This is a genomic window from Bacillus sp. FSL R10-2780, assembly GCF_038006125.1.
In the GTDB taxonomy this organism is placed as follows: Bacteria; Bacillota; Bacilli; order Bacillales; family Bacillaceae_G; genus Bacillus_A; species Bacillus_A cereus_U.
Genome location: NZ_JBBOUQ010000001.1, coordinates 2,675,079 through 2,693,474 on the forward strand (window position 1 = coordinate 2,675,079; position 18,396 = coordinate 2,693,474).

The window sequence follows — 18,396 nt, forward strand, 5'->3', positions numbered from 1 at the left end:
ACTTATCCCTGCTTTCATGAATGTATATTTTGTTCAAGCTCTTTACACTTTTTGCAAAAACTTGCTGTTTGCTCATTTCCGCAAATTGTAAACTCAAGAAATTTACTCTTAAGCCCTTGAACCATCTTCGTCCCAATCCCCATATGACGGTGAGACGGATTCACGCTCAAATGCTGAATTTCCAATACCTGATCTTCTTTTTTTATAATCCCCATTATCCCAACAAAATCTTCATTTTGTTTCCACAAATACAATTGCCAATCCTCTTTCGCTTCATACTCTTTCATTGTCAATTGTAATGTTTTTACATCTTTTTCAGTTGGCATAAATGAAAGAAGCCCCATTGCAATTTTTTCATAACTTTTTTTAAAACGAATTAACATAACCCTTATCCCTTCTTACAAAAGTTACAAACTATTTATCCCATCAATCACTCTTTTCATATCACATTCATTCTACAATATTTTTACCAGAGTGAGAAGAGGCTGAAACAACTTGATAATCATACAAAGCGTTAAGAAGAAAGTCAAATATATGTTTCCACGCTATTTCTTTCTATTACACCGCTCAAAAAAGAGACAATACTGTATAGGAACTAAAAGGAGAATCCCTTTCTCATCACATTTCACTTATTAACCACTTTTGAACAAAGTAGTTCTACCAAAAGCAATATGTTAAGAGAAATCCATTTATTGAAGCATATAATTCGTACTCCATCCTATGTGTTTTGTTAAAAGTGTGTTCTCATGAACAATATAATTTAACGTTAGTAGCCGTCCTATTTGTGTCATATACTTTAAAATATATACCAATTCCTGTTTATAGGAAATAAAAAAAGAGAGCAAAATCGCTCTCTTTTTCTCACAACTTATTCTTCCCAAACTTTAACTTCTTTCATTACATCGCCTTGACGCATGTTTAATACCGTTTCAATACCGCTTGTTGCTTTACCGAATACAGTATGTACGCCATCTAAATGCGGTTGTGGCTCATGAACAACAAAAAATTGGCTACCACCTGTATTACGACCAGCATGTGCCATAGAAAGTGATCCAACAAGGTGTCTACGAGGATTTCCATCAGTCTCACATGGAATAGAGTAACCTGGGCCACCTGCACCTGTGCCTGTTGGGTCTCCACCTTGGCTTACGAAGCCAGGAATAACGCGGTGGAATGTCACACCGTCATAAAATCCTTGCTCTGCTAATTTCTTAAAGTTTTCTACTGTTTTTGGTGCCTCTTCTGGGTAAAATTCTAAATCGATTTTTTCGCCATTTTCCATTAATATGTATCCTAAAGTTTTCATATGTATATGTCTCCTTTCAACTATCTCAGCACTATATTACCATATTCATGACGAGAAACAAAAAGAATCCGACAATCTGCATACTTCTTTTTCGAAATGTGGAAAAAGCTAGGTGACAAATTTTTAAAATATACTATAATAACTGTGTTGCCCGAAAATTTCAGAAAGAGAAAGGGAGCGATTTTTCGTGAAAGCGAAATTACTAGCTCTGCTATTAGCTGTAGCCGTATTTATTATGCCAACAGCTTCATTTGCAGACATCATTGAGGGAGAATCAATTGTTACACTAGGAGAAAACTTATCTGAACAACAAAAACAAGAGCTGTTAAAGGAAATGAAAGCACCAAAAGATGCTACAATCATCACTGTGTCTAATGCGGAAGAACATAAATTTCTAGAAGGAATTGTTCCAAAAGCACAAATTGGTACAAGAGCAATTTCCTCTTCTATGATTACATACACAAAACCAGGATCAGGTCTCATTGTACGCTCAAAAAACATTAATTCGATAACAGATGCAATGTACACAAATGCACTTATTACAGCAGGTGTGAAAGATGCAGAGATTCAAATTACTGCACCATTTAAAGTTTCCGGAACTGCTGCTTTAACAGGTTTAATGAAGGCCTATGAAACAACATCGAACAAGGAAATTCCAGAAGATGTTAAAAAAGTAGCCAATGAAGAAATGGTACAAACAGCAAAACTTGGTGATAAAATCGGTGAAGACAAAGCAGTTCAACTTGTTGCAAAAATTAAAGAAGAAATTGCAAAAGAACAGCCAAAAACAACTGAAGATTTACGTTCATTAATTAAAAAAATTGCTGATCAACTTGGCATTACATTAACAGATGAACAGTTGGATAACTTAGTATCGTTATTTGATAAAATGAAAAATCTTAATATCGATTGGAACCAAGTTGGTAGTCAATTAGATAAAGCAAAAGACCATGTGTCTGCCTTCTTAGGATCTGAAGAAGGACAAAGTTTCCTAGATAAAGTAAAAGATTTCTTCTCTAGTATCATTGATTTCGTTAAATCTTTATTCAAGTAAAAAAGAAGCTCGCCAGTGACGAGCTTCTTTTTTATACAAGTAACGGTAATTTCATAATAGCTTCTTCAACCGAACGAACAACATGATTTGCTTTCTCCTTCACATACGGATGAGCATGATGGAGGGTGAAGGAGTGCGGGGTTACTTCAAACATAGAAATATCATTGAAAGAATCTCCAATACATGCAACTTCATTTGCTTCAATTTGTAAATGTTCCATTAATCGCTTCAGAGCGCTTCCTTTACTTACACCTCTTGGCATAATGTCAACATAGCGCTTACCCGATATAAAAACTTCCGCTTGGCTATGAAATGTATCTCGCAACTCTTGATCTAATGCTACAATTTTTTCTTCTTCGCCAAAAATAAATAATTTCGCAGGATGTACAGTCTTCCCAAATTCCTCTTCTAGTTCTTCGATTTCAGCAATATGCACTCCCATATACTCTTCAAAAGTATGATGATGTTCATTCTTCCTTTTTGTATATCGCTGCTCATTTGCACAAACAATATCTGCTAGTCCCTTTTTATGTATATATCGATATATTTCCTGGGCAACCCCATCTTCAAAACTCGATTCATGAAATACTTTTCCATCCGGTAGTATCATTGTCGCTCCATTTAAACTAGTTGTGTAATACGGGAACGAAAACCTTTTTACCGCCTCATCAATTCGGTGAGTAAAACGGCCAGAGGCAAAACAAATATTTGTCCCTTTTTCAGCTAGCCAACAAAGCGCTCGTTCATCTTCTTTTTGCATATGATTCACATTGTAAACGAGCGTATCATCTAAATCACTTACAAATAATTTAATCATGTCCTCTTCCCCTTTCATACACAATATCTACTCTAATTGTACAAAAAAAATGTTTGATTTTTGTTAAAAAAATAATAAATTTCCAATAAAAAATAAGCAGGAACATAACCCCGCTTATTTTTGTCTTCGCACATTTTGAGGTCTTACAATACTTGGACGAACCTTTAAACTAGACATAGTTGGACGAAGTAAAATTTTCGTTAACGCGCCCCAATCAAACGGTAAAAACGGCCATAAATACGGTGTTTGCAAGCTTTTTATAGATGTTAAAAATAGAATCAACATCGTCATTCCAATGACAAATCCCATTTCATGAAATATGCCTGTTAAAATAATAACAAACAATTTTCCGACCTTATTTCCAAGTCCAAGTTCATAACTCGGCGTTGCAAATGATCCAATCATAGAAACCGCTACATACAAAATAACTTCTGGTACAAATAAACCTACATCAATTGCAATTTGACCAATTAATATGGCAGAAATTAATCCTGCTGCAGACGACAATGATGTCGGTGTATGGATGGCAGCCATTCTTAAAAATTCGAGTCCGACTTCCGCCATCAAAATTTGTAATAAAATTGGTAAGTGCGTCATCTTGTTTGGTCCAATGAAAGCAAGACTATCCGGTAAAAGAGTTGGATTAAAAACAAAAACTAACCAAAATGGCAGTAAGAACAGCGAAAATATAACACCTAAAAAACGTACCCAACGTAAAAATGTACCTACAGCTGGATTTTGTCTAAACTCTTCTGCATGCTGTAAATGGTGGAAATATGTTGTTGGAGTGATCATAACACTTGGTGATGTGTCAACGAGTACTAACACATGTCCTTCTAATAGATGATTTGCTGCTACATCTGGTCTTTCTGTGTATCGAATAAGCGGGAATGGATTATAACCTTGTTTAACTACAAATTCTTCTACTGTTTTATCCGCCATCGTAATCCCATCTACATCAATGTTATTTAATTCTTGTTTTATAATCTTTACTAAATCTGGATTTGCAACATCTTGAACGTATGTAATACAAATATCCGTTTGCGATCTATCTCCGACTCGAATCATTTCATTTCGAAGACGTGGATCGCGTATCCTTCTACGAATTAATGCTGTATTTACAACGATATTTTCAACAAAGCCGTCCCTTGCACCACGCACTACCTTTTCTGTATCTGGTTCTGTCGGTGTCCGGCCCGGATAACTACGAACATCTATTGCGAACGCTTCCGTTTCACCTTCCACAAATATAACAATGAGTCCTGATAATACTTGGAGCATTACATCATCCATCGTTTTTACTTTACTTACTTGTTGATGAATTAAACGATTCTCTAAAAGCTTTACTGTATCTTCTTCTACATCCCTTATTTCATTTGTATCCACCGCTTCTTCTAAAATAGGGATAATATAATTCGTATCACAAAGTCCATTTACAAATAACACACCAATTTCTTTATTTGAAATTTGAAATTTACGAATACCAACATCGTATGTAACACCCAGTCCAACTGTTTGCTTTAAGTAATTTTCATTATCACTTAAAAAAGATGAAATCGGGATATTCACTTTTTTAGGCTTCGTCATAAAACCCACTCCTTTCCAAAATTAATTGAATCGCTTTTCTAGTAATAGGTGATCCTCTCTCCCATTCATCATTTCCGCACATCTTACCAATATCACCGACCCCCACAATGACAGGAACATTCAGACCATCTAAACAATAAATCGTATCCCCACTAATCCTGCCAACTTCACCATCTGGGAGTCCAAATTTATCAACGCCGTATTCTGTCAAATTCCCATTCCGATCTACACTTACATCTACACGCGCCCATTCCCAATGATGTGTATTAGATGCTACTGCTAAAATACCCAGTACATCAACTTGTTTATGTGTTGCGACATACTTTAACGCCTTTTCACCAGATCCTTCTCCTATAAATCCGCTGTCATCAAACATGACAAATACAGGGTCATATGGCGTTTGCATAATAAGCTCAACAACTTTCTTCCCTGTCAATTTGGTCGGATTACTTTGCGATGCCGAAATACACCTTCCCCCAAATTCCTTTGTTAACAGCTCAATTGTCCGCTTTGCATATTCATCTCCATCTGTGACCAAAACAACCCTTCGTCTCATTTGATTTATCCTTTCGGTTTACATATAAGTGCAACAAAAAATGAAAATAATATCGCTGCTGAAATCCCCGCAGACGTTAAACTAAACATACCGATTCCAATTCCTAAATATCCATGTTTTTCTGCCGCATGCATTGCCCCGTGCAATAGTGAGTGTCCAAAACTTGTAATAGGGACCGTTGCCCCAGCACCTGCAAATTTTATAAGCTTATCGTACAATCCGAATCCGTCTAAAATAGCTCCGGCGACTACAAAAGTTGCCATTAAATGTGCCGGTGTTAACTTTGCGAAATCTAGCAACACTTGTCCAATTACACAAATAGCTCCTCCTACAAGAAATGCGTATATAAAATCCACAATTCACTCTCCTTTAACGCTTTCAAACACAACACCATGCGCAATCGTTGGAATCGTTTCCTTCTGTTGCATCATCATGGGGCTTAATAAAGCTCCAGTTGCAACGACAAAAATTCTTTGTAAATTCCCTTTTTGCATTTCACGCAATAAATGGCCGTATGTTACAACAGCTGAACACGCACAACCACTGCCCCCTGCAAACACTTCTTCTTGATTTGAATTGTAAATCATTAATCCACAATCGTTGTATACATTCCCCAAATCATATCCTTCCTCAAGTAAAAGTTGTCTCGCAATTGGTGTCCCAACAGCTGATAAATCACCAGTAACAATAAGATCATAATCAGCTGCACTTCTTCTCAAATCTTCAAAATGCTGTTGAATTGTATGAGCAGCAGCTGGTGCCATCGCTGATCCCATATCTAAAGGATTAGCAATTCCTAAATCTTGTACTTTGCCGATTGTTGCTGCTGTTATTTTAATTGCACTCTCCTCATTGCTAATTAATATTGACCCTGCTCCAGTAACAGTTGAGTTTGCTGTCCCTGGCTTTTGTCCTCCGTATTCTGTTGGGTAACGAAATTGTCTTTCAGCCGTCGCATTATGACTACTTACTGTAGCTAAAATACGATTCGCAAATCCACCATCTATAAAAGCTGATCCAACAGCCAAAGTTTCCATTGACGTCGCACAAGCGCTGAACATCCCTAAAAAAGGAATACCATACTCACGAGCAACGTAATTTGCTGTCACTGTTTGGTTTAATAAATCTCCCGCTAAAAAGAAATCAATTTGTGATTTTTTTATATTCCCTTTTTGCATCGCTTGTTGAATCGAGTCTGACATTAACCTTCGTTCAGCAAGTTCCCAGTTTTCCTCTCCGCAATGTAAGTCAGAATATGAAATATCAAAATCCTTTCCCAGAGGGCCTTCAGCTTCTTTCGGACCGACAGCAGTACCAGTTGCATTCACGAAGATATCATTTTGAAATACCCACGTTTGTTTTCCTGTCAATCTCATACCCACCCCTCCTTTAAGACATTAAAATTTGAAATGTATATCTTATTAGCCCGATAATGTATGCACCGACGACTCCAAATACAATGACACTTCCTGCAAGCTTAAACATGTTAGTAGCGATTCCTAGAACAACCCCTTCACTCCTATGTTCTAGCGCGGCACTCGCCATAGAATTCGCAAATCCAGTAACTGGTACTGCTGATCCCGCTCCAGAAAACTGCCCGATTTTATCATATACACCACACCCTGTTAAAATCGCTGATAGTAAAACAAGAGTTGCAACTGTAGGGTTTCCTGCCTCTTTCTCACTAAAGTGAAAGTAATGTATATAAAATTTCATCAACACTTCTCCCGCCGTACAAATGAGTCCACCAACAAGAAATGCCTTCACACAATTTATGAAATAGTTCGGTTTTGGATGGTACTCCTTCACTTTATTTATGTAATCGTCCTTCAATTTTCGCCCTGCCATATATATTGCCTCCTACTTTACGAAATAAATCCAGTGAAACAACGAGCCTATTACTTTCCCAAGTACAAGAGCAACCAGTAAAACAATAATTTTCCCCTCTACCCTTACTCGTTTCGCTAAAATAGGTAAAACGTTTAATACTTCCGTTAACGCCGCAGCGAGCATTCCAATGAATGTGCCACAAAATATCCCTAATATAACAAGCCAATATTGTGACGTTTGAAATGTAATATTTTTCAAACTACACCAAGCCCCTGTTAAAGTACCTGCAATGACCGCCCACTCAAAATATTGAATATGCTTTCCACTTCTCGTTAATTGAGCCAAACGCGGGATTATACCAAGTACAGCTAAAAACGCGACATATCCGCTACCTACTGCAATCCCTCCAGCTAAACCAATTAATACAACAAATGCACACTCAATCATCAGCAATCTGTTTCATATTATCCTTGTTTTCATGCACAATTACATATTGATCAAGCGACTGCTGATATTGAAACATCTCAACTTCTAACGGGCTCGGCTCCTCATTAATTCTCTTTTGAAATACATGATTAAAAAATAAGACCATACCTAATCCAAGACCTAATGAATAAGGAATTTGAAATAAAAGTGGTTGCGCCTTAAATTCTCCAGTAATCATGTAATATAACCGTTGGTGTACTTGTTGCATACTTACATCTTCATGGAAATAAATGATCGCAAGGGCCGCTCCAATGAAAAGTAACAACCATACAAGTCCGAAGAAAACCGGATGCACTTTCTTTTTTTCGTATATAATTTCAACAAGAGTTTGTCCAGAACCAAGTAAATTAATTTGTATGTGAGCCGCTTTTTGTTGAATAATCTCAATCACTTTCATAACATCAATTACAACATGTGTTTTATCATGCGCTGTTATTTTGTAGACTATCTCATTTTGTAACGACTCAACTACCAAAGAATCTCCGGCAAGTTGAGCAACATCGCTCAGCTTTACTTCATACGTAGGAGACACTTTTAAGCGATTGCGCATTTTAATATAAATCGTTTGTTCCAATTTTCATTCACCCCTTCACTCTTCCTCGTAGTTGTAGTATGGTTATTGGAATTTTTTCTAATACAATTTTTTCATAAAAAAAACATCTGTACCATTTCGGTACAGATGTTTTTAGCTTATGCCTTTTTCTTAAATAAATTTGCAATACTTAATGCAAGTCCTCCCCAAATGACTACCATACCTATAACCATCATCATAATCGCTGATCCGCTCATCATGAAACACCTCGGTCCTTCCTGGGCAGAGTCTGAATGTATTTGTGCATTCCATTTCTTCAGACTAATGACTAGTGCAACTATAAGAAACGCTGCCGCTATCGACCAACCATACGTTACAACAAAAAAAATCGAATAGATAGCTATTCATCTATTCGATCTTTCATCTGTTTTAATATTTTCTTTTCAAGCCTTGAAACTTGTACTTGCGAAATGCCTATGCGCTCCGCTACTTCTGATTGGGTTTGGTCTTTATAATAGCGCAAATACACAATTAGCCGTTCTCGTTCATCCAATTCTCTAATTGCTTCTTTTAAAGCAATTTTATCAAACCATTTCGTTTCCGATTGATCTGCAATTTGATCTAAAATAGTAATCGGATCTCCATCGTTTTCATACACAGTTTCATGTATCGACGAAGGAGCACGACTCGCTTCTTGCGCTAGAACAACTTCTTCCGGCGTTAGTTCAAGAGCCTCTGCTACCTCATTAATCGTTGGGGCCCTTCCAAATTCCTTCGAAAGCTCGTCTCTCATCTTTCGGACTTTGTTTCCTGTTTCTTTTAAAGATCTACTTACTTTCACTGATCCATCGTCACGTAAAAATCGTTGTATTTCACCGATAATCATTGGAACTGCATATGTTGAAAATTTCACGTCGAAAGATAAATCAAATTTATCTACCGATTTTAAGAGTCCAATACATCCAATTTGAAATAAATCGTCTGGTTCGTATCCTCGATTAAGAAATCGCTGCACAACCGACCATACGAGACGCATATTACTTTGAACGATTGTATCTCTCGCTTGTTGATCTCCATCTTGACTTTTTTGAATTAACGCTTTTAGCTCGTGGTCCTTTAACTGAGGTTTCTTCTTCTCATTTCTGACCTCTATGTCCATTGGCTATTCTCCTTAATTGCATAGAGCGTTACTATTTGATAAGTATTTTGTCAAATGGATTGTTGTCCCGAAAGATTCGTTTGAAATAACTTCTACTTCATCCATAAAATTTTCCATGATAGTAAATCCCATTCCGGAACGCTCTAATTCAGGTTTAGTTGTAAAAAGGGGTTGTCTTGCCTCATCTAAGTTAAAGATACCAATCCCTTCATCTCGAATCGTGAGTTTCACCATCGCTTCTTCCAAAATCACTGAAATATAAACAACACCTTCTGCATTTCCTTCATACCCATGAATAATTGCATTTGTAACCGCTTCTGACACAACTGTTTTAATCTCTGTTAGTTCTTCCATCGTCGGGTCTAATTGCGCAATAAAAGCAGCTACCGTAACACGAGCGAATGATTCATTCTGACTTAACGCTGAAAATTGAAGGTTCATTTCATTTCTCATCTATGCCACCCCCAACGTCGCGAGCGCATGCGCTTCACTTTCTTCTAAACGAACAATTTTGAATAGACCTGACATTTCAAATAAACGTTTAACAGGCGGTGAAATTGCACAGACAACCATCTCTCCACCTAATCCCTTTACATGTTTATATCGGCCTAATATAACGCCTAAACCTGAACTATCCATAAATGTTAAGTTCTCTAGGCTCAAAACAATATGATGAACACCATGTGTCTCAATCATATCTGTTACTTTCGTTCGCAACTCTTCAGCAGTATGATGATCTAATTCACCCTCTAGCCTCACACATAAGACGTCACGTTTTACTTCTAAATGCATGGAAAGACTCACACGATTTCCTCCTTATGCTCAAACTTTATTCTTTAACATAAGATTTTCGTGATATAAAACAAGAATCCTTCCTACTGACAAAAGAAGAACTATTTCGCCATAAAGTGAAACCTTTCAGCAATTATCCCCGTAAATACGAACAGAAAAGCGGCAAAATTTTCACCGCTATTTTGATGTTGAAAACATCCCAAAGCTTCGTTTAAATAACTCCCACCAGCTAGCTGCATCAACATCTTCTTTCGCTACAATTGTTTGTTTTAATAAAACATCTTTATCTCTTTTAATAACAAGTGTGCCAAGTGCATCACCTTTTTTAATCGGTGCCTTCACTTTCTTTTCAGCAATCACTTCTTGTTTAACTTTGTCCATATTTTCGCCCTTCTTCATAAGAAGAGACACATTGTCTGACGCAACTAAATCTACTTTTTCTTCCTTACCTTTTCCTACTTGTACAGTCTTAATTTTCTCACCACGTGTATACAATTTCTTTGTCATGTATTGTCCAAATGCATAATCAAGCAGCTTCGTTACTTGATTGTTCCGTTCTTTTGAAGTAGGTGCTCCCATTACAACTGAAATAACACGCATACCATTTTTTTCAGCTGATGCTGTTAAACAATATTTCGCTTCTGTCGTAAAGCCTGTTTTCACTCCATCTACTCCAGGATAAAAACGTACTAGCTTATTCGTATTAACAAGCCAAAACTTCTTATCCGTATTTTCACGTAAATAGTCTTCATATTTACCTGTGTATTTTCGAATAAGTGGATACTTCATCAACTCTTTCGCCATAATAGCCATATCATTCGCTGTAGAATAATGATCTTTCGCTGGAAGACCTGTCGGATTTTGAAAATGCGTATTTTTCAGCCCTAGATCTTTCGCTTTTTTGTTCATCATATTTACGAAACCTTCTTCTGAACCAGCGATATGCTCAGCTACTGCAACAGATGCATCATTTCCAGATGCAATTGCAATGCCCTTTAACATTTCATTTACAGTCATCTCTTCCCCAGGTTCTAGAAAAATTTGTGATCCGCCCATTGAAGCTGCGTGTTCACTCGCTCTCACTTTATCTGTCAGTTTTAATTTTCCTTTTTCAACTTGTTCCATAATTAAAAGCATTGTCATAATTTTTGTCATACTAGCAGGTGGTAACTTTTCATTCGGATTTTTATCAAATAAAACTTTACCTGTATCTTGCTCAATTACGATCGCTGACGACGCTTGTTCCGCTAACTTCGGCGTGGCTTCTTCTGTTTTCTCCTGCTTCGTTTTCTCAGATTGTGCAAAACTAACTGAAGTACCAGAAAGCAATAACATGAAACAAACAAGTATTCCAAAAACTCGCTTCATGACTAACCCTCCATTCTATATCAAACCTATTTTTTCCAATTTATTCATTTTTAATACCATATTTTTCTATCATTTTCAGTTGACAAATAAATTCATTGCTTATATTGTATTAAGTGTATTACACACAGTAGTACACTTAATACTCATCAGGAAGGAGACATTGCTCTTGCATATTCAACTTGATCCAAGAAGCAACACTCCGATATGGGAACAAATTGTTCAAAATATAAAAGAGCTCGTACTAAAAAACATGTTAGCTCCAAGTGATAAGCTTCCTTCTGTACGCGAGCTTGCTTCTTTGCTCGTTATAAATCCAAATACAGTAAGTAAAGCTTATCAAGAATTAGAGCGACAAGGGATTATTGAAACATTACGAGGAAAAGGAACATTTGTAGCCCAATCGATTACCCCAACATTAGACGAAAGGAAAATCGCTATGGTTGAAAAGCAATTTCATCAATTATTACTAGAAGCCTCTTATCTTGGGATTACGAAAGATAAAATTCACGATTGGATAGATTCATACTATAAAGAGATTGGAGGAAATACGGATGCTGAAAGTGACAAACTTGAAGAAAACAATTGATAACCAAACGATTTTAGACGATGTTTCTTTCACATTACAAAAAGGTAGTATCGTCGGATTACTCGGAAGAAACGGTGCGGGGAAAACAACTTTATTACGAACGATGGTCGGCATTTTAGACCCAGATGCAGGAACTGTTACATATGAGGATACGGATGTTCATAAGCATCCTGAAATTAAACAAAAGGTTGTATACGTTCCAGACTCTACTAACATACTAAACGGTTATACAGTGAAAGAAATCGTTAAGTTTTATAAAGCAGTTTATACAGCATTTGATGAACAATATTTTTATGAAATATTAGAACGTTTTAATTTACCAAACAAACGTATTCGTAGTTACTCAAAAGGAATGAAAGCACTGCTTGCGATCATTTTAGCTTTCGCTGCAAAAGCAGAATATGTCATTTTAGATGAACCGACAAACGGACTTGATCCTATCGTTAAAAGACAGATTCTACAATTTCTCGTTGAAGAAGTAGCAGAAAAAGAAATTACAATTTTCATCTCCACTCACCATTTAGATGAAGTTGAAAAAATTGCCGATACAATCATTATTTTAAAAGGACATACAGTAGATTCTATTACATCACTAGATGATGCAAAATCACGATTTGCCAAAATACAAGTTGCTTATGAACGTTCATTACCTCAAAAACTAGAAAACTTAAGCAATATTAAAATATTAAACCAAACAGGAAAAGTATATACAATCTTAATTGAGGAAAATGTGGCTACAACACTGGAGAAGTTTTATAAAGAGCAACCAATACTCATTGAAGAATTAGCAATGTCACTTGAAGATGTCTTTGTTACGACACTTGAGGAGGATGGGTATGTTTCATAAGGCATTGTGGATGTGGAATTGGAAGCGCGGGAAGTATGCTGTACTACTGTTCTTCTTTAGCACACTTTATATTTTATCTGTCGGATACTATAAAGCAGCCGAGCAACAACTTACTGAATATCACGATTTACAAGAAAAGGGAACGTACTATTATTTCTATTATTTTGGATTTGGGGAAAGTAATAGCTTTTGGTTAACTGTTCTTATCATTGCTTTAGCTTGTTTATTGATGGGATGGGAACGTAGTAGCCAGTCTAATACTTTACTTATGACGATGCCATTTAAAAGAAAAGATGTTTTTTTATCTAAATGGGCTTTTGGTTCATTTTGTATTGTAGGCTCATTACTTATAAATTGGATCCTTATGTATGTTATTTATAGAACGACAATTCATTTTGATTATCAATCATTTGGACCATTTCATCGATACTTTCTTTATGTAATTGTCTCTTATGTTGCAGTATATACAGCTGCATTATGTATCGGTACTTTTACTGGAAGCGTTGTTTCGCAAGTCGTTTTTTGTATTCCGTGGCTTCTAATGGGGCTTACATTTATTCCATTAGTGTACACTTTTACAATAAACCATTTACATGCTACAGATACTAGAAATAACAACTTGTATGAACAACTTCATGAAATCAATCAAAAAACAAATATAGTTGCACCAATATATAATTATACGATTCGTTACCACTATGATCCAAAATCACGTAAGAAAGAAAACGATCCAACCACTTTAAGAGATCCGGCAAATCATACGTATTATTCAGCTAAGTCAGTGCTAGTTCCTATTTTCTATACGATGTTCTATTTACTACTTGGCACATATTTATATACACGATCGCCAAATGAAAACACTCAAAAAATATTTATTTTCCAAAAACATTTACGAATATGGATATGGGGGGCAACCATTTATTTTGCATTACTAGGTGGCTATAAAATAAATCAATTTAATTTCTTACTTAACTACTATATCAGTTTGCTTCTCGCTGGAATCATTACTTATGTTGTACTATCACGTCTAACAAATTATAAAGTTTTTTAAAGGAGGGGGCCTATGTTTCAAAAAGCACTATGGCTAAGAACATATCAACAAAGTAAATATGTTGTGTGGTTGTTTTGGTTCGTTAGCTTCTATACTTTATCATATAAATACTATATGGCTTCTATTCAACAGCTATACTTTCTAAATGACAATAAAAAGTGGAACTATGTATATCACTACCACTTTGATTTAACACTTATAGACCCTGTCATACTGTTAGGTGGTGTACTTATCGTTCTAGCTTGTACATTAATTGGTTGGGAAAGACAAAATAACTCTAGTGACTTGCTATGGTCTATGCCATTTAAACGTTCACACATCTATATAACAAAGTGGTTGTTTGGGATCTGCAACATTGCAGCAATCATCGTATTAAACTGGGGACTATTCGCCATTATGAAAAAAACAACTTTTCATAATAAATATCAAATATTTTCACCATTTCATACTTATTTTCTATACATGTTAATTGTGTTAATCGCTATTTATACGCTTGCATTATGTATAGGAACGATTGCTGGAAATATTCTCTCGCAGGGACTTCTTACTGCAGCTATATTCATGTTTCCATTGTTATTTCCATCCCTTATCTCAGCGGTCATCGCTGTTCACTCGAATACTGACTTTCATGAGGACAATGGCAATATGCATCGTGTTATGGAAAACATACGCATTTCGGGTCCAGCAGAAAATTTTCATATTAGATTTGATTATAATCCACAAAATGCTTATACCGATAATGATGGAGTGCGTCATAATGAACCAAACTTTACAGAAATCCCTTCAGTAAAAACATTGATTGGACCTATTGTAAATATAATTATTTTATTACCACTCGGTATATATTTATATGTTCGTTCAGTCAATGAGCGGAATGGTAGTTTCTTACTATATCCAAAGCTTCAAAAAATATTTATGGTCTGCGCTATTTTCTGTATTGGAATTAGCGGCGGTTTAATAATTGGTGGGACCCATTCGTTGCTTAATTTTTACGTTGGTTTATTCGGAACAAGCATAATTAGCTATTTTCTTCTATCTAAAATATTGAGATTGAAGGTCTCTTGGAATTTCAAATAAAATAACCTCCTCGCCTAGAGGAGGTTATTTCACATTCTCTCTCCTATCCCCATACACCCTCTCTTCTTTCATCCCAAATCCATCACCATTTGCCACGATTTGATCTGTCGGCGCGACTACACTTTCAGCAATTTTCCATTCGCCGCGCTCTTTCACAAATACTTGCAGAAAATAGTTCATGCCATTTAATTGATACGCATTTTCTTTTTTCACATTATAGTGCACCGCAATGTAGTGCACTTGAATATTTTCTTTCCCTGCTTTTGATACGTATTGCGATAATCTTGGAATGTACATTGATGCTTTCTTAAATGGTAATTGCTTCGCTTTAACGAGCGATGAACTTGTTACATTACGCAGAGTGTCCTGATTACGAACATTATCGCTATGATGAAATAATACTGCGTTTTGCATAGAACGAACCCATAATTTCGAATACAAGACGGTATTATCATTCTCAATGTACTTCACTTCTTTTTGCACCACTTGGATAGGGGTATCAGCGTACATGAATGTATGAAAGCAGAAAAAACTTCCAAGTAAAATGGTAAGTGCAGCAATATATTTCATAATCTTTCCTCCGATCTGTTTAATTAAAGTATCGGAGTTTCAAAATATTTTTATTCAAAAGAAAAAGGATAGGAAAGCTCTCGCTTCCTATCCTCATTTATTATAATACGCGGCCAAATAGTTCTAAAACCATTTCTATCTCTTGGTCGCTCCAACCTTTAAATTTCTCTTTATAATATTCTTTACGCACAGCTTCAAGCTTTTCAGTTACTTCTCGTCCGTTTTCAGTAATTTCTAAGTATACGATACGACGGTCCGAATTTGAACGTTTTCTTTCAACAAACCCTTTTCGCACGAGACGATCTGTTACAGCTGTAATATGACTGGAGGTTACGTTTACTTCACTCGCAATTTGCGAAGCCATCTGTGGACTTTTTAAAAATAACGCACGTAATACAGAGAATTCATTATATGGCATATGCTCTGAAAAACGTGTATTAATATCATTTTGTAATAAACGTATCATCTTTCGAAATGATGCAGATAAATCTAAAATCAGTGTTTCTCTATTTTCGTTCACTAGCCTCGTCCCTTTTTTATCATATTTACACATATTATAATCTATAAATACCTATATTGTATATGCTTTCTTCTCACAACATTCTCATTTATGTAACTTTTTTCATACGATTTTCTTTTTTGTTCACACATATACATGTAAAAAAGGATGGTGAGCATAAATGCAAGGTGGAATGAATCCGTATTTACATAATATCCGTACGACAAATACTGGTAAAGAAGCTACTATTACTGTACAAGGAGAAGGCATTATAAAGGCAAAACCAAATGTTGTCATATTAACACTGGGCATTCGAACAGATAGTAAAAATGTAAAACAAGCGCAAGAAGAAAATGCAGTGCAATCGAAACAATTGCTTGATGCACTCAAACAGCTAGGTATTGCCGATAAAGATATAGAAACCATTTCTTATACAATTACTCCTCAATACGAATATGTAAATGATAAAGCATTACTACAAGGCTACCGTGTGGAGCATTTGTATGAAATTACCGTTTTAAATGTGCAAAAAGCAGGGGAAGTATATGATATAGCCGTTACGAATGGTGCAAACGTAGCAAAAGGATTACGTTTTCGAATATCTCATCCAAATAAATATTATGAGCAAGCTCTCATTCAAGCTCTGCAACAAGCAGTAGACAAAGCTCGTACAATTGCGAGTACCTACAATTTAAATATTAATCCTGTTCCCCTCTCACTCGTTGAAGAATCTGTCCAATTACCGCGGGAGATCGCATCATATGCTACTTTGCATGCGCAAGCAGCTCCGCCCATTCAATCAGGAGAACTAGAAATCATTTCATCTATCCGGGCAATTTTTACGTATTTATAAATAAACTCATTTATAAGTAACCGTTATCATTTTCGTTGTTGTAAAAACATGATGTTCTGATATAATAAAGGACGGTGAGCTCTTACATAAGAGATATCACGGGTGGGAGAGGGATATGAAAAAGAAGGTTTAACATGAAAGGAATACTTGAAAGAACATTTAAATTAGACTTACACCAAACATCACCAAAACAAGAAGTTTTAGCTGGAGTCACGTCATTTTTCACAATTGTTTATATTATGATTGTAAATGCGTCAATCTTATCAGATGCCGGCATTCCTCTTGAGGCAGGAATTTTGGCAACTGTTTTTAGTTCATTTGTCGGATGTCTACTTATGGCATTTTGGGCAAATGCACCTGCTATTCTTGTCCCTGGTATGGGTGTAAATGCATTCTTTACGTACACTGCTGTGCATACGCTTGGTTTAACTTGGCAAGAAGCATTGGCAGCTGTTTTTATCGCCGGTATTATTTTTTCAATTGCTGCTTTTACACCGATTGCTCGCGTGCTTTCGGTATCGATTCCAAAGTCATTAAAGGAAGCGATCACTGTCGGTATCGGGTTGTTTTTAGCTTTCATCGGCTTGCAAAAAGGTGGTTTAGTCGTTTCGCATCCTAATACTGCTGTTGCAATGGGGAAATTAAGTAGTCCTGTCGTTCTTGCCACACTACTTACTCTTATTGTCGCACTTGTGCTATTTGTGCGTAACGTACGTGGAAGCTTTTTATGGACGATTGCAATTGGCACTAGTATTGCATGGCTGTTTGGTCTTGTTGATACGAGTCAACTGGGAAATAGTTCGTTTTCATTCGCTAATTATGGCGATGTGTTTGGAGCTATGTCATTTGGGAAACTTTCTTCCTTGCCATTTTGGATTGCAACATTCTCCTTAAGCATGGTGCTTATTTTTGAGAACATGGGACTACTGCACGGTTTATTAGAAGATGACCGTAAATTCCCACGTGCTTACCAAGCAAATGCAATTTCAGCAATGACATGTGGTCTATTTGGCACAAGCCCTACCGTTTCAACAGTAGAGAGTGCCGCAGGTATTACTGCAGGCGGAAAAACAGGTCTGACGTCTATCGTTACAGGGTTGTTATTCTTCGCATCACTGTTTGCGCTTCCGTTTGTCAAAATAATTCCTGATAGTGCCATTGCACCAATCTTAATTATTATTGGCGGGCTGATGATTACAAGCATTCAACAAATTCCTCTGAACGACTTTTCAGAAGGATTTCCAGCGTTTTTAATTATCGTTATGATCCCGCTCACATATAGTATCGCTGATGGCATTGCGTTCGGATTTATTGCTTATCCTATCTTGAAAGTTGCTCTTGGAAAGCGTAAAGAAGTCGCACCGTCCATGTATATCATTACATGCTTATTCTTAGCCATGTTCGTATTACACGCTATTGGCTAAGA

General features: G+C 36.3%; 24 protein-coding genes. 7 read left to right on the plus strand and 17 right to left on the minus strand.

All coding sequences use genetic code 11. The annotated features are described in order from the left end of the window. Positions 1-14: 14 nt before the first annotated feature. Both ribT and NSQ47_RS13840 read right to left on the minus strand, forming a co-directional pair. Positions 15-383: a GNAT family N-acetyltransferase RibT gene (gene ribT / locus NSQ47_RS13835; protein ID WP_002160619.1), complete on the minus strand. Its 369-nt coding sequence runs from the start codon at positions 381-383 to the stop codon at positions 15-17. A 485-nt stretch (positions 384-868) separates the two neighbouring features. Next, positions 869-1,306, minus strand: coding sequence for a peptidylprolyl isomerase (locus NSQ47_RS13840; protein WP_002160618.1), 438 nt, complete (start codon positions 1,304-1,306; stop codon positions 869-871). 187 nt (positions 1,307-1,493) lie between these two features. Here NSQ47_RS13840 and NSQ47_RS13845 point away from each other — a divergent pair, with 187 nt between their 5' ends. Beyond that, a complete protein-coding gene (locus NSQ47_RS13845; RefSeq protein WP_078172871.1) occupies positions 1,494-2,360 on the plus strand; it encodes a DUF1002 domain-containing protein in 867 nt (288 codons plus the stop codon). A 31-nt stretch (positions 2,361-2,391) separates the two neighbouring features. Here NSQ47_RS13845 and NSQ47_RS13850 read toward each other — a convergent pair whose 3' ends face one another. The 13 genes from NSQ47_RS13850 to dacF form a co-directional block, all read right to left on the minus strand. Continuing rightward, positions 2,392-3,195, minus strand: coding sequence for a Cof-type HAD-IIB family hydrolase (locus NSQ47_RS13850; protein ID WP_078172870.1), 804 nt, complete (start codon positions 3,193-3,195; stop codon positions 2,392-2,394). 96 nt (positions 3,196-3,291) lie between these two features. Beyond that, positions 3,292-4,764: a spore germination protein SpoVAF gene (gene spoVAF, locus NSQ47_RS13855; protein WP_341037162.1), complete on the minus strand. Its 1,473-nt coding sequence runs from the start codon at positions 4,762-4,764 to the stop codon at positions 3,292-3,294. After that, a complete protein-coding gene (locus NSQ47_RS13860; protein ID WP_002111611.1) occupies positions 4,751-5,320 on the minus strand; it encodes a stage V sporulation protein AE in 570 nt (189 codons plus the stop codon). Before NSQ47_RS13860 ends, spoVAF begins: the two co-directional genes overlap by 14 nt. Before the next feature lie 5 nt (positions 5,321-5,325). Further along, positions 5,326-5,676, minus strand: a complete 351-nt coding sequence (gene spoVAE, locus NSQ47_RS13865) for a stage V sporulation protein AE (RefSeq protein WP_002014916.1) — start codon at positions 5,674-5,676, stop codon at positions 5,326-5,328. A gap of 3 nt (positions 5,677-5,679) precedes the next feature. Beyond that, positions 5,680-6,696: a stage V sporulation protein AD gene (spoVAD, locus tag NSQ47_RS13870; RefSeq protein ID WP_016106086.1), complete on the minus strand. Its 1,017-nt coding sequence runs from the start codon at positions 6,694-6,696 to the stop codon at positions 5,680-5,682. A gap of 13 nt (positions 6,697-6,709) precedes the next feature. After that, entirely contained in the window at positions 6,710-7,168 is a 459-nt protein-coding gene (spoVAC, locus tag NSQ47_RS13875) for a stage V sporulation protein AC (RefSeq protein WP_002160614.1), read from the minus strand. A 12-nt stretch (positions 7,169-7,180) separates the two neighbouring features. Then, positions 7,181-7,597, minus strand: coding sequence for a stage V sporulation protein SpoVAB (spoVAB, locus tag NSQ47_RS13880; protein WP_033710789.1), 417 nt, complete (start codon positions 7,595-7,597; stop codon positions 7,181-7,183). After that, a complete protein-coding gene (locus NSQ47_RS13885) occupies positions 7,590-8,210 on the minus strand; it encodes a stage V sporulation protein AA (RefSeq protein ID WP_078172867.1) in 621 nt (206 codons plus the stop codon). The genes spoVAB and NSQ47_RS13885 overlap by 8 nt, the downstream gene beginning before the upstream one ends. A gap of 116 nt (positions 8,211-8,326) precedes the next feature. Beyond that, entirely contained in the window at positions 8,327-8,425 is a 99-nt protein-coding gene (locus tag NSQ47_RS13890; protein ID WP_000016829.1) for a methionine/alanine import family NSS transporter small subunit, read from the minus strand. A gap of 143 nt (positions 8,426-8,568) precedes the next feature. Then, entirely contained in the window at positions 8,569-9,327 is a 759-nt protein-coding gene (gene sigF, locus NSQ47_RS13895; RefSeq protein WP_002111619.1) for an RNA polymerase sporulation sigma factor SigF, read from the minus strand. Between the two features lie 12 nt (positions 9,328-9,339). Then, on the minus strand, positions 9,340-9,780 hold the full coding sequence (gene spoIIAB, locus NSQ47_RS13900) for an anti-sigma F factor (protein WP_001243400.1): 441 nt from the start codon (positions 9,778-9,780) through the stop codon (positions 9,340-9,342). Next, positions 9,781-10,131 carry an anti-sigma F factor antagonist gene (spoIIAA, locus tag NSQ47_RS13905; protein ID WP_002088460.1) on the minus strand — a complete coding sequence of 117 codons (351 nt, stop codon included), beginning with the start codon at positions 10,129-10,131 and terminating at the stop codon, positions 9,781-9,783. 165 nt (positions 10,132-10,296) lie between these two features. Then, positions 10,297-11,487, minus strand: coding sequence for a serine-type D-Ala-D-Ala carboxypeptidase DacF (gene dacF / locus NSQ47_RS13910; protein ID WP_078172866.1), 1,191 nt, complete (start codon positions 11,485-11,487; stop codon positions 10,297-10,299). Positions 11,488-11,653: 166 nt separating this feature from the next. Between dacF and NSQ47_RS13915 the strand changes: the two genes are divergently transcribed. Genes NSQ47_RS13915 through NSQ47_RS13930 form a run of 4 tightly spaced genes read left to right on the plus strand, consistent with a single transcriptional unit; the run spans position 11,654 to position 15,048 of the window. Continuing rightward, the gene (locus tag NSQ47_RS13915; RefSeq protein ID WP_002145907.1) at positions 11,654-12,073 is read left to right on the plus strand and encodes a GntR family transcriptional regulator; all 420 of its coding nucleotides are present in this window, start codon (positions 11,654-11,656) and stop codon (positions 12,071-12,073) included. Continuing rightward, positions 12,039-12,920: an ABC transporter ATP-binding protein gene (locus NSQ47_RS13920; protein WP_201064440.1), complete on the plus strand. Its 882-nt coding sequence runs from the start codon at positions 12,039-12,041 to the stop codon at positions 12,918-12,920. The genes NSQ47_RS13915 and NSQ47_RS13920 overlap by 35 nt, the downstream gene beginning before the upstream one ends. Continuing rightward, the gene (locus NSQ47_RS13925) at positions 12,910-13,971 is read left to right on the plus strand and encodes an ABC transporter permease (protein WP_341037164.1); all 1,062 of its coding nucleotides are present in this window, start codon (positions 12,910-12,912) and stop codon (positions 13,969-13,971) included. The genes NSQ47_RS13920 and NSQ47_RS13925 overlap by 11 nt, the downstream gene beginning before the upstream one ends. Before the next feature lie 12 nt (positions 13,972-13,983). Then, complete coding sequence (locus NSQ47_RS13930; RefSeq protein WP_002014928.1) at positions 13,984-15,048, plus strand: ABC transporter permease subunit; 1,065 nt, start codon at positions 13,984-13,986, stop codon at positions 15,046-15,048. Between the two features lie 24 nt (positions 15,049-15,072). On the opposite strand, the gene NSQ47_RS13935 is transcribed toward NSQ47_RS13930, so the two are convergent. Together NSQ47_RS13935 and NSQ47_RS13940 are read right to left on the minus strand one after the other, a co-directional pair. Then, positions 15,073-15,618, minus strand: coding sequence for a hypothetical protein (locus NSQ47_RS13935; RefSeq protein WP_341037166.1), 546 nt, complete (start codon positions 15,616-15,618; stop codon positions 15,073-15,075). Positions 15,619-15,718: 100 nt separating this feature from the next. Continuing rightward, positions 15,719-16,138 (minus strand): MarR family winged helix-turn-helix transcriptional regulator, encoded by a 420-nt coding sequence (locus NSQ47_RS13940; RefSeq protein ID WP_002088468.1) that lies wholly within the window; start codon positions 16,136-16,138, stop codon positions 15,719-15,721. A gap of 160 nt (positions 16,139-16,298) precedes the next feature. Between NSQ47_RS13940 and NSQ47_RS13945 the strand changes: the two genes are divergently transcribed. Then, positions 16,299-16,970: an SIMPL domain-containing protein gene (locus tag NSQ47_RS13945; RefSeq protein WP_002111627.1), complete on the plus strand. Its 672-nt coding sequence runs from the start codon at positions 16,299-16,301 to the stop codon at positions 16,968-16,970. Between the two features lie 134 nt (positions 16,971-17,104). Further along, on the plus strand, positions 17,105-18,394 hold the full coding sequence (locus NSQ47_RS13950; RefSeq protein ID WP_341037168.1) for an NCS2 family permease: 1,290 nt from the start codon (positions 17,105-17,107) through the stop codon (positions 18,392-18,394). Positions 18,395-18,396: the final 2 nt, after the last annotated feature.

Coding starts and splice junctions, on each gene's coding strand:
- ribT (WP_002160619.1), bottom strand. CDS start 383: ATGTTAATTCGTTTTAAAAAAAGTTATGAAAAAATTGCAATGGGGCTT.
- NSQ47_RS13840 (WP_002160618.1), bottom strand. CDS start 1,306: ATGAAAACTTTAGGATACATATTAATGGAAAATGGCGAAAAAATCGAT.
- NSQ47_RS13850 (WP_078172870.1), bottom strand. CDS start 3,195: ATGAAAGGGGAAGAGGACATGATTAAATTATTTGTAAGTGATTTAGAT.
- spoVAF (WP_341037162.1), bottom strand. CDS start 4,764: ATGACGAAGCCTAAAAAAGTGAATATCCCGATTTCATCTTTTTTAAGT.
- NSQ47_RS13860 (WP_002111611.1), bottom strand. CDS start 5,320: ATGAGACGAAGGGTTGTTTTGGTCACAGATGGAGATGAATATGCAAAG.
- spoVAD (WP_016106086.1), bottom strand. CDS start 6,696: ATGAGATTGACAGGAAAACAAACGTGGGTATTTCAAAATGATATCTTC.
- spoVAC (WP_002160614.1), bottom strand. CDS start 7,168: ATGGCAGGGCGAAAATTGAAGGACGATTACATAAATAAAGTGAAGGAG.
- spoVAB (WP_033710789.1), bottom strand. CDS start 7,597: ATGATTGAGTGTGCATTTGTTGTATTAATTGGTTTAGCTGGAGGGATT.
- NSQ47_RS13890 (WP_000016829.1), bottom strand. CDS start 8,425: ATGAGCGGATCAGCGATTATGATGATGGTTATAGGTATGGTAGTCATT.
- sigF (WP_002111619.1), bottom strand. CDS start 9,327: ATGGACATAGAGGTCAGAAATGAGAAGAAGAAACCTCAGTTAAAGGAC.
- spoIIAB (WP_001243400.1), bottom strand. CDS start 9,780: ATGAGAAATGAAATGAACCTTCAATTTTCAGCGTTAAGTCAGAATGAA.
- dacF (WP_078172866.1), bottom strand. CDS start 11,487: ATGAAGCGAGTTTTTGGAATACTTGTTTGTTTCATGTTATTGCTTTCT.
- NSQ47_RS13920 (WP_201064440.1), top strand. CDS start 12,039: ATGCTGAAAGTGACAAACTTGAAGAAAACAATTGATAACCAAACGATT.
- NSQ47_RS13925 (WP_341037164.1), top strand. CDS start 12,910: ATGTTTCATAAGGCATTGTGGATGTGGAATTGGAAGCGCGGGAAGTAT.
- NSQ47_RS13930 (WP_002014928.1), top strand. CDS start 13,984: ATGTTTCAAAAAGCACTATGGCTAAGAACATATCAACAAAGTAAATAT.
- NSQ47_RS13935 (WP_341037166.1), bottom strand. CDS start 15,618: ATGAAATATATTGCTGCACTTACCATTTTACTTGGAAGTTTTTTCTGC.
- NSQ47_RS13945 (WP_002111627.1), top strand. CDS start 16,299: ATGCAAGGTGGAATGAATCCGTATTTACATAATATCCGTACGACAAAT.
- NSQ47_RS13950 (WP_341037168.1), top strand. CDS start 17,105: ATGAAAGGAATACTTGAAAGAACATTTAAATTAGACTTACACCAAACA.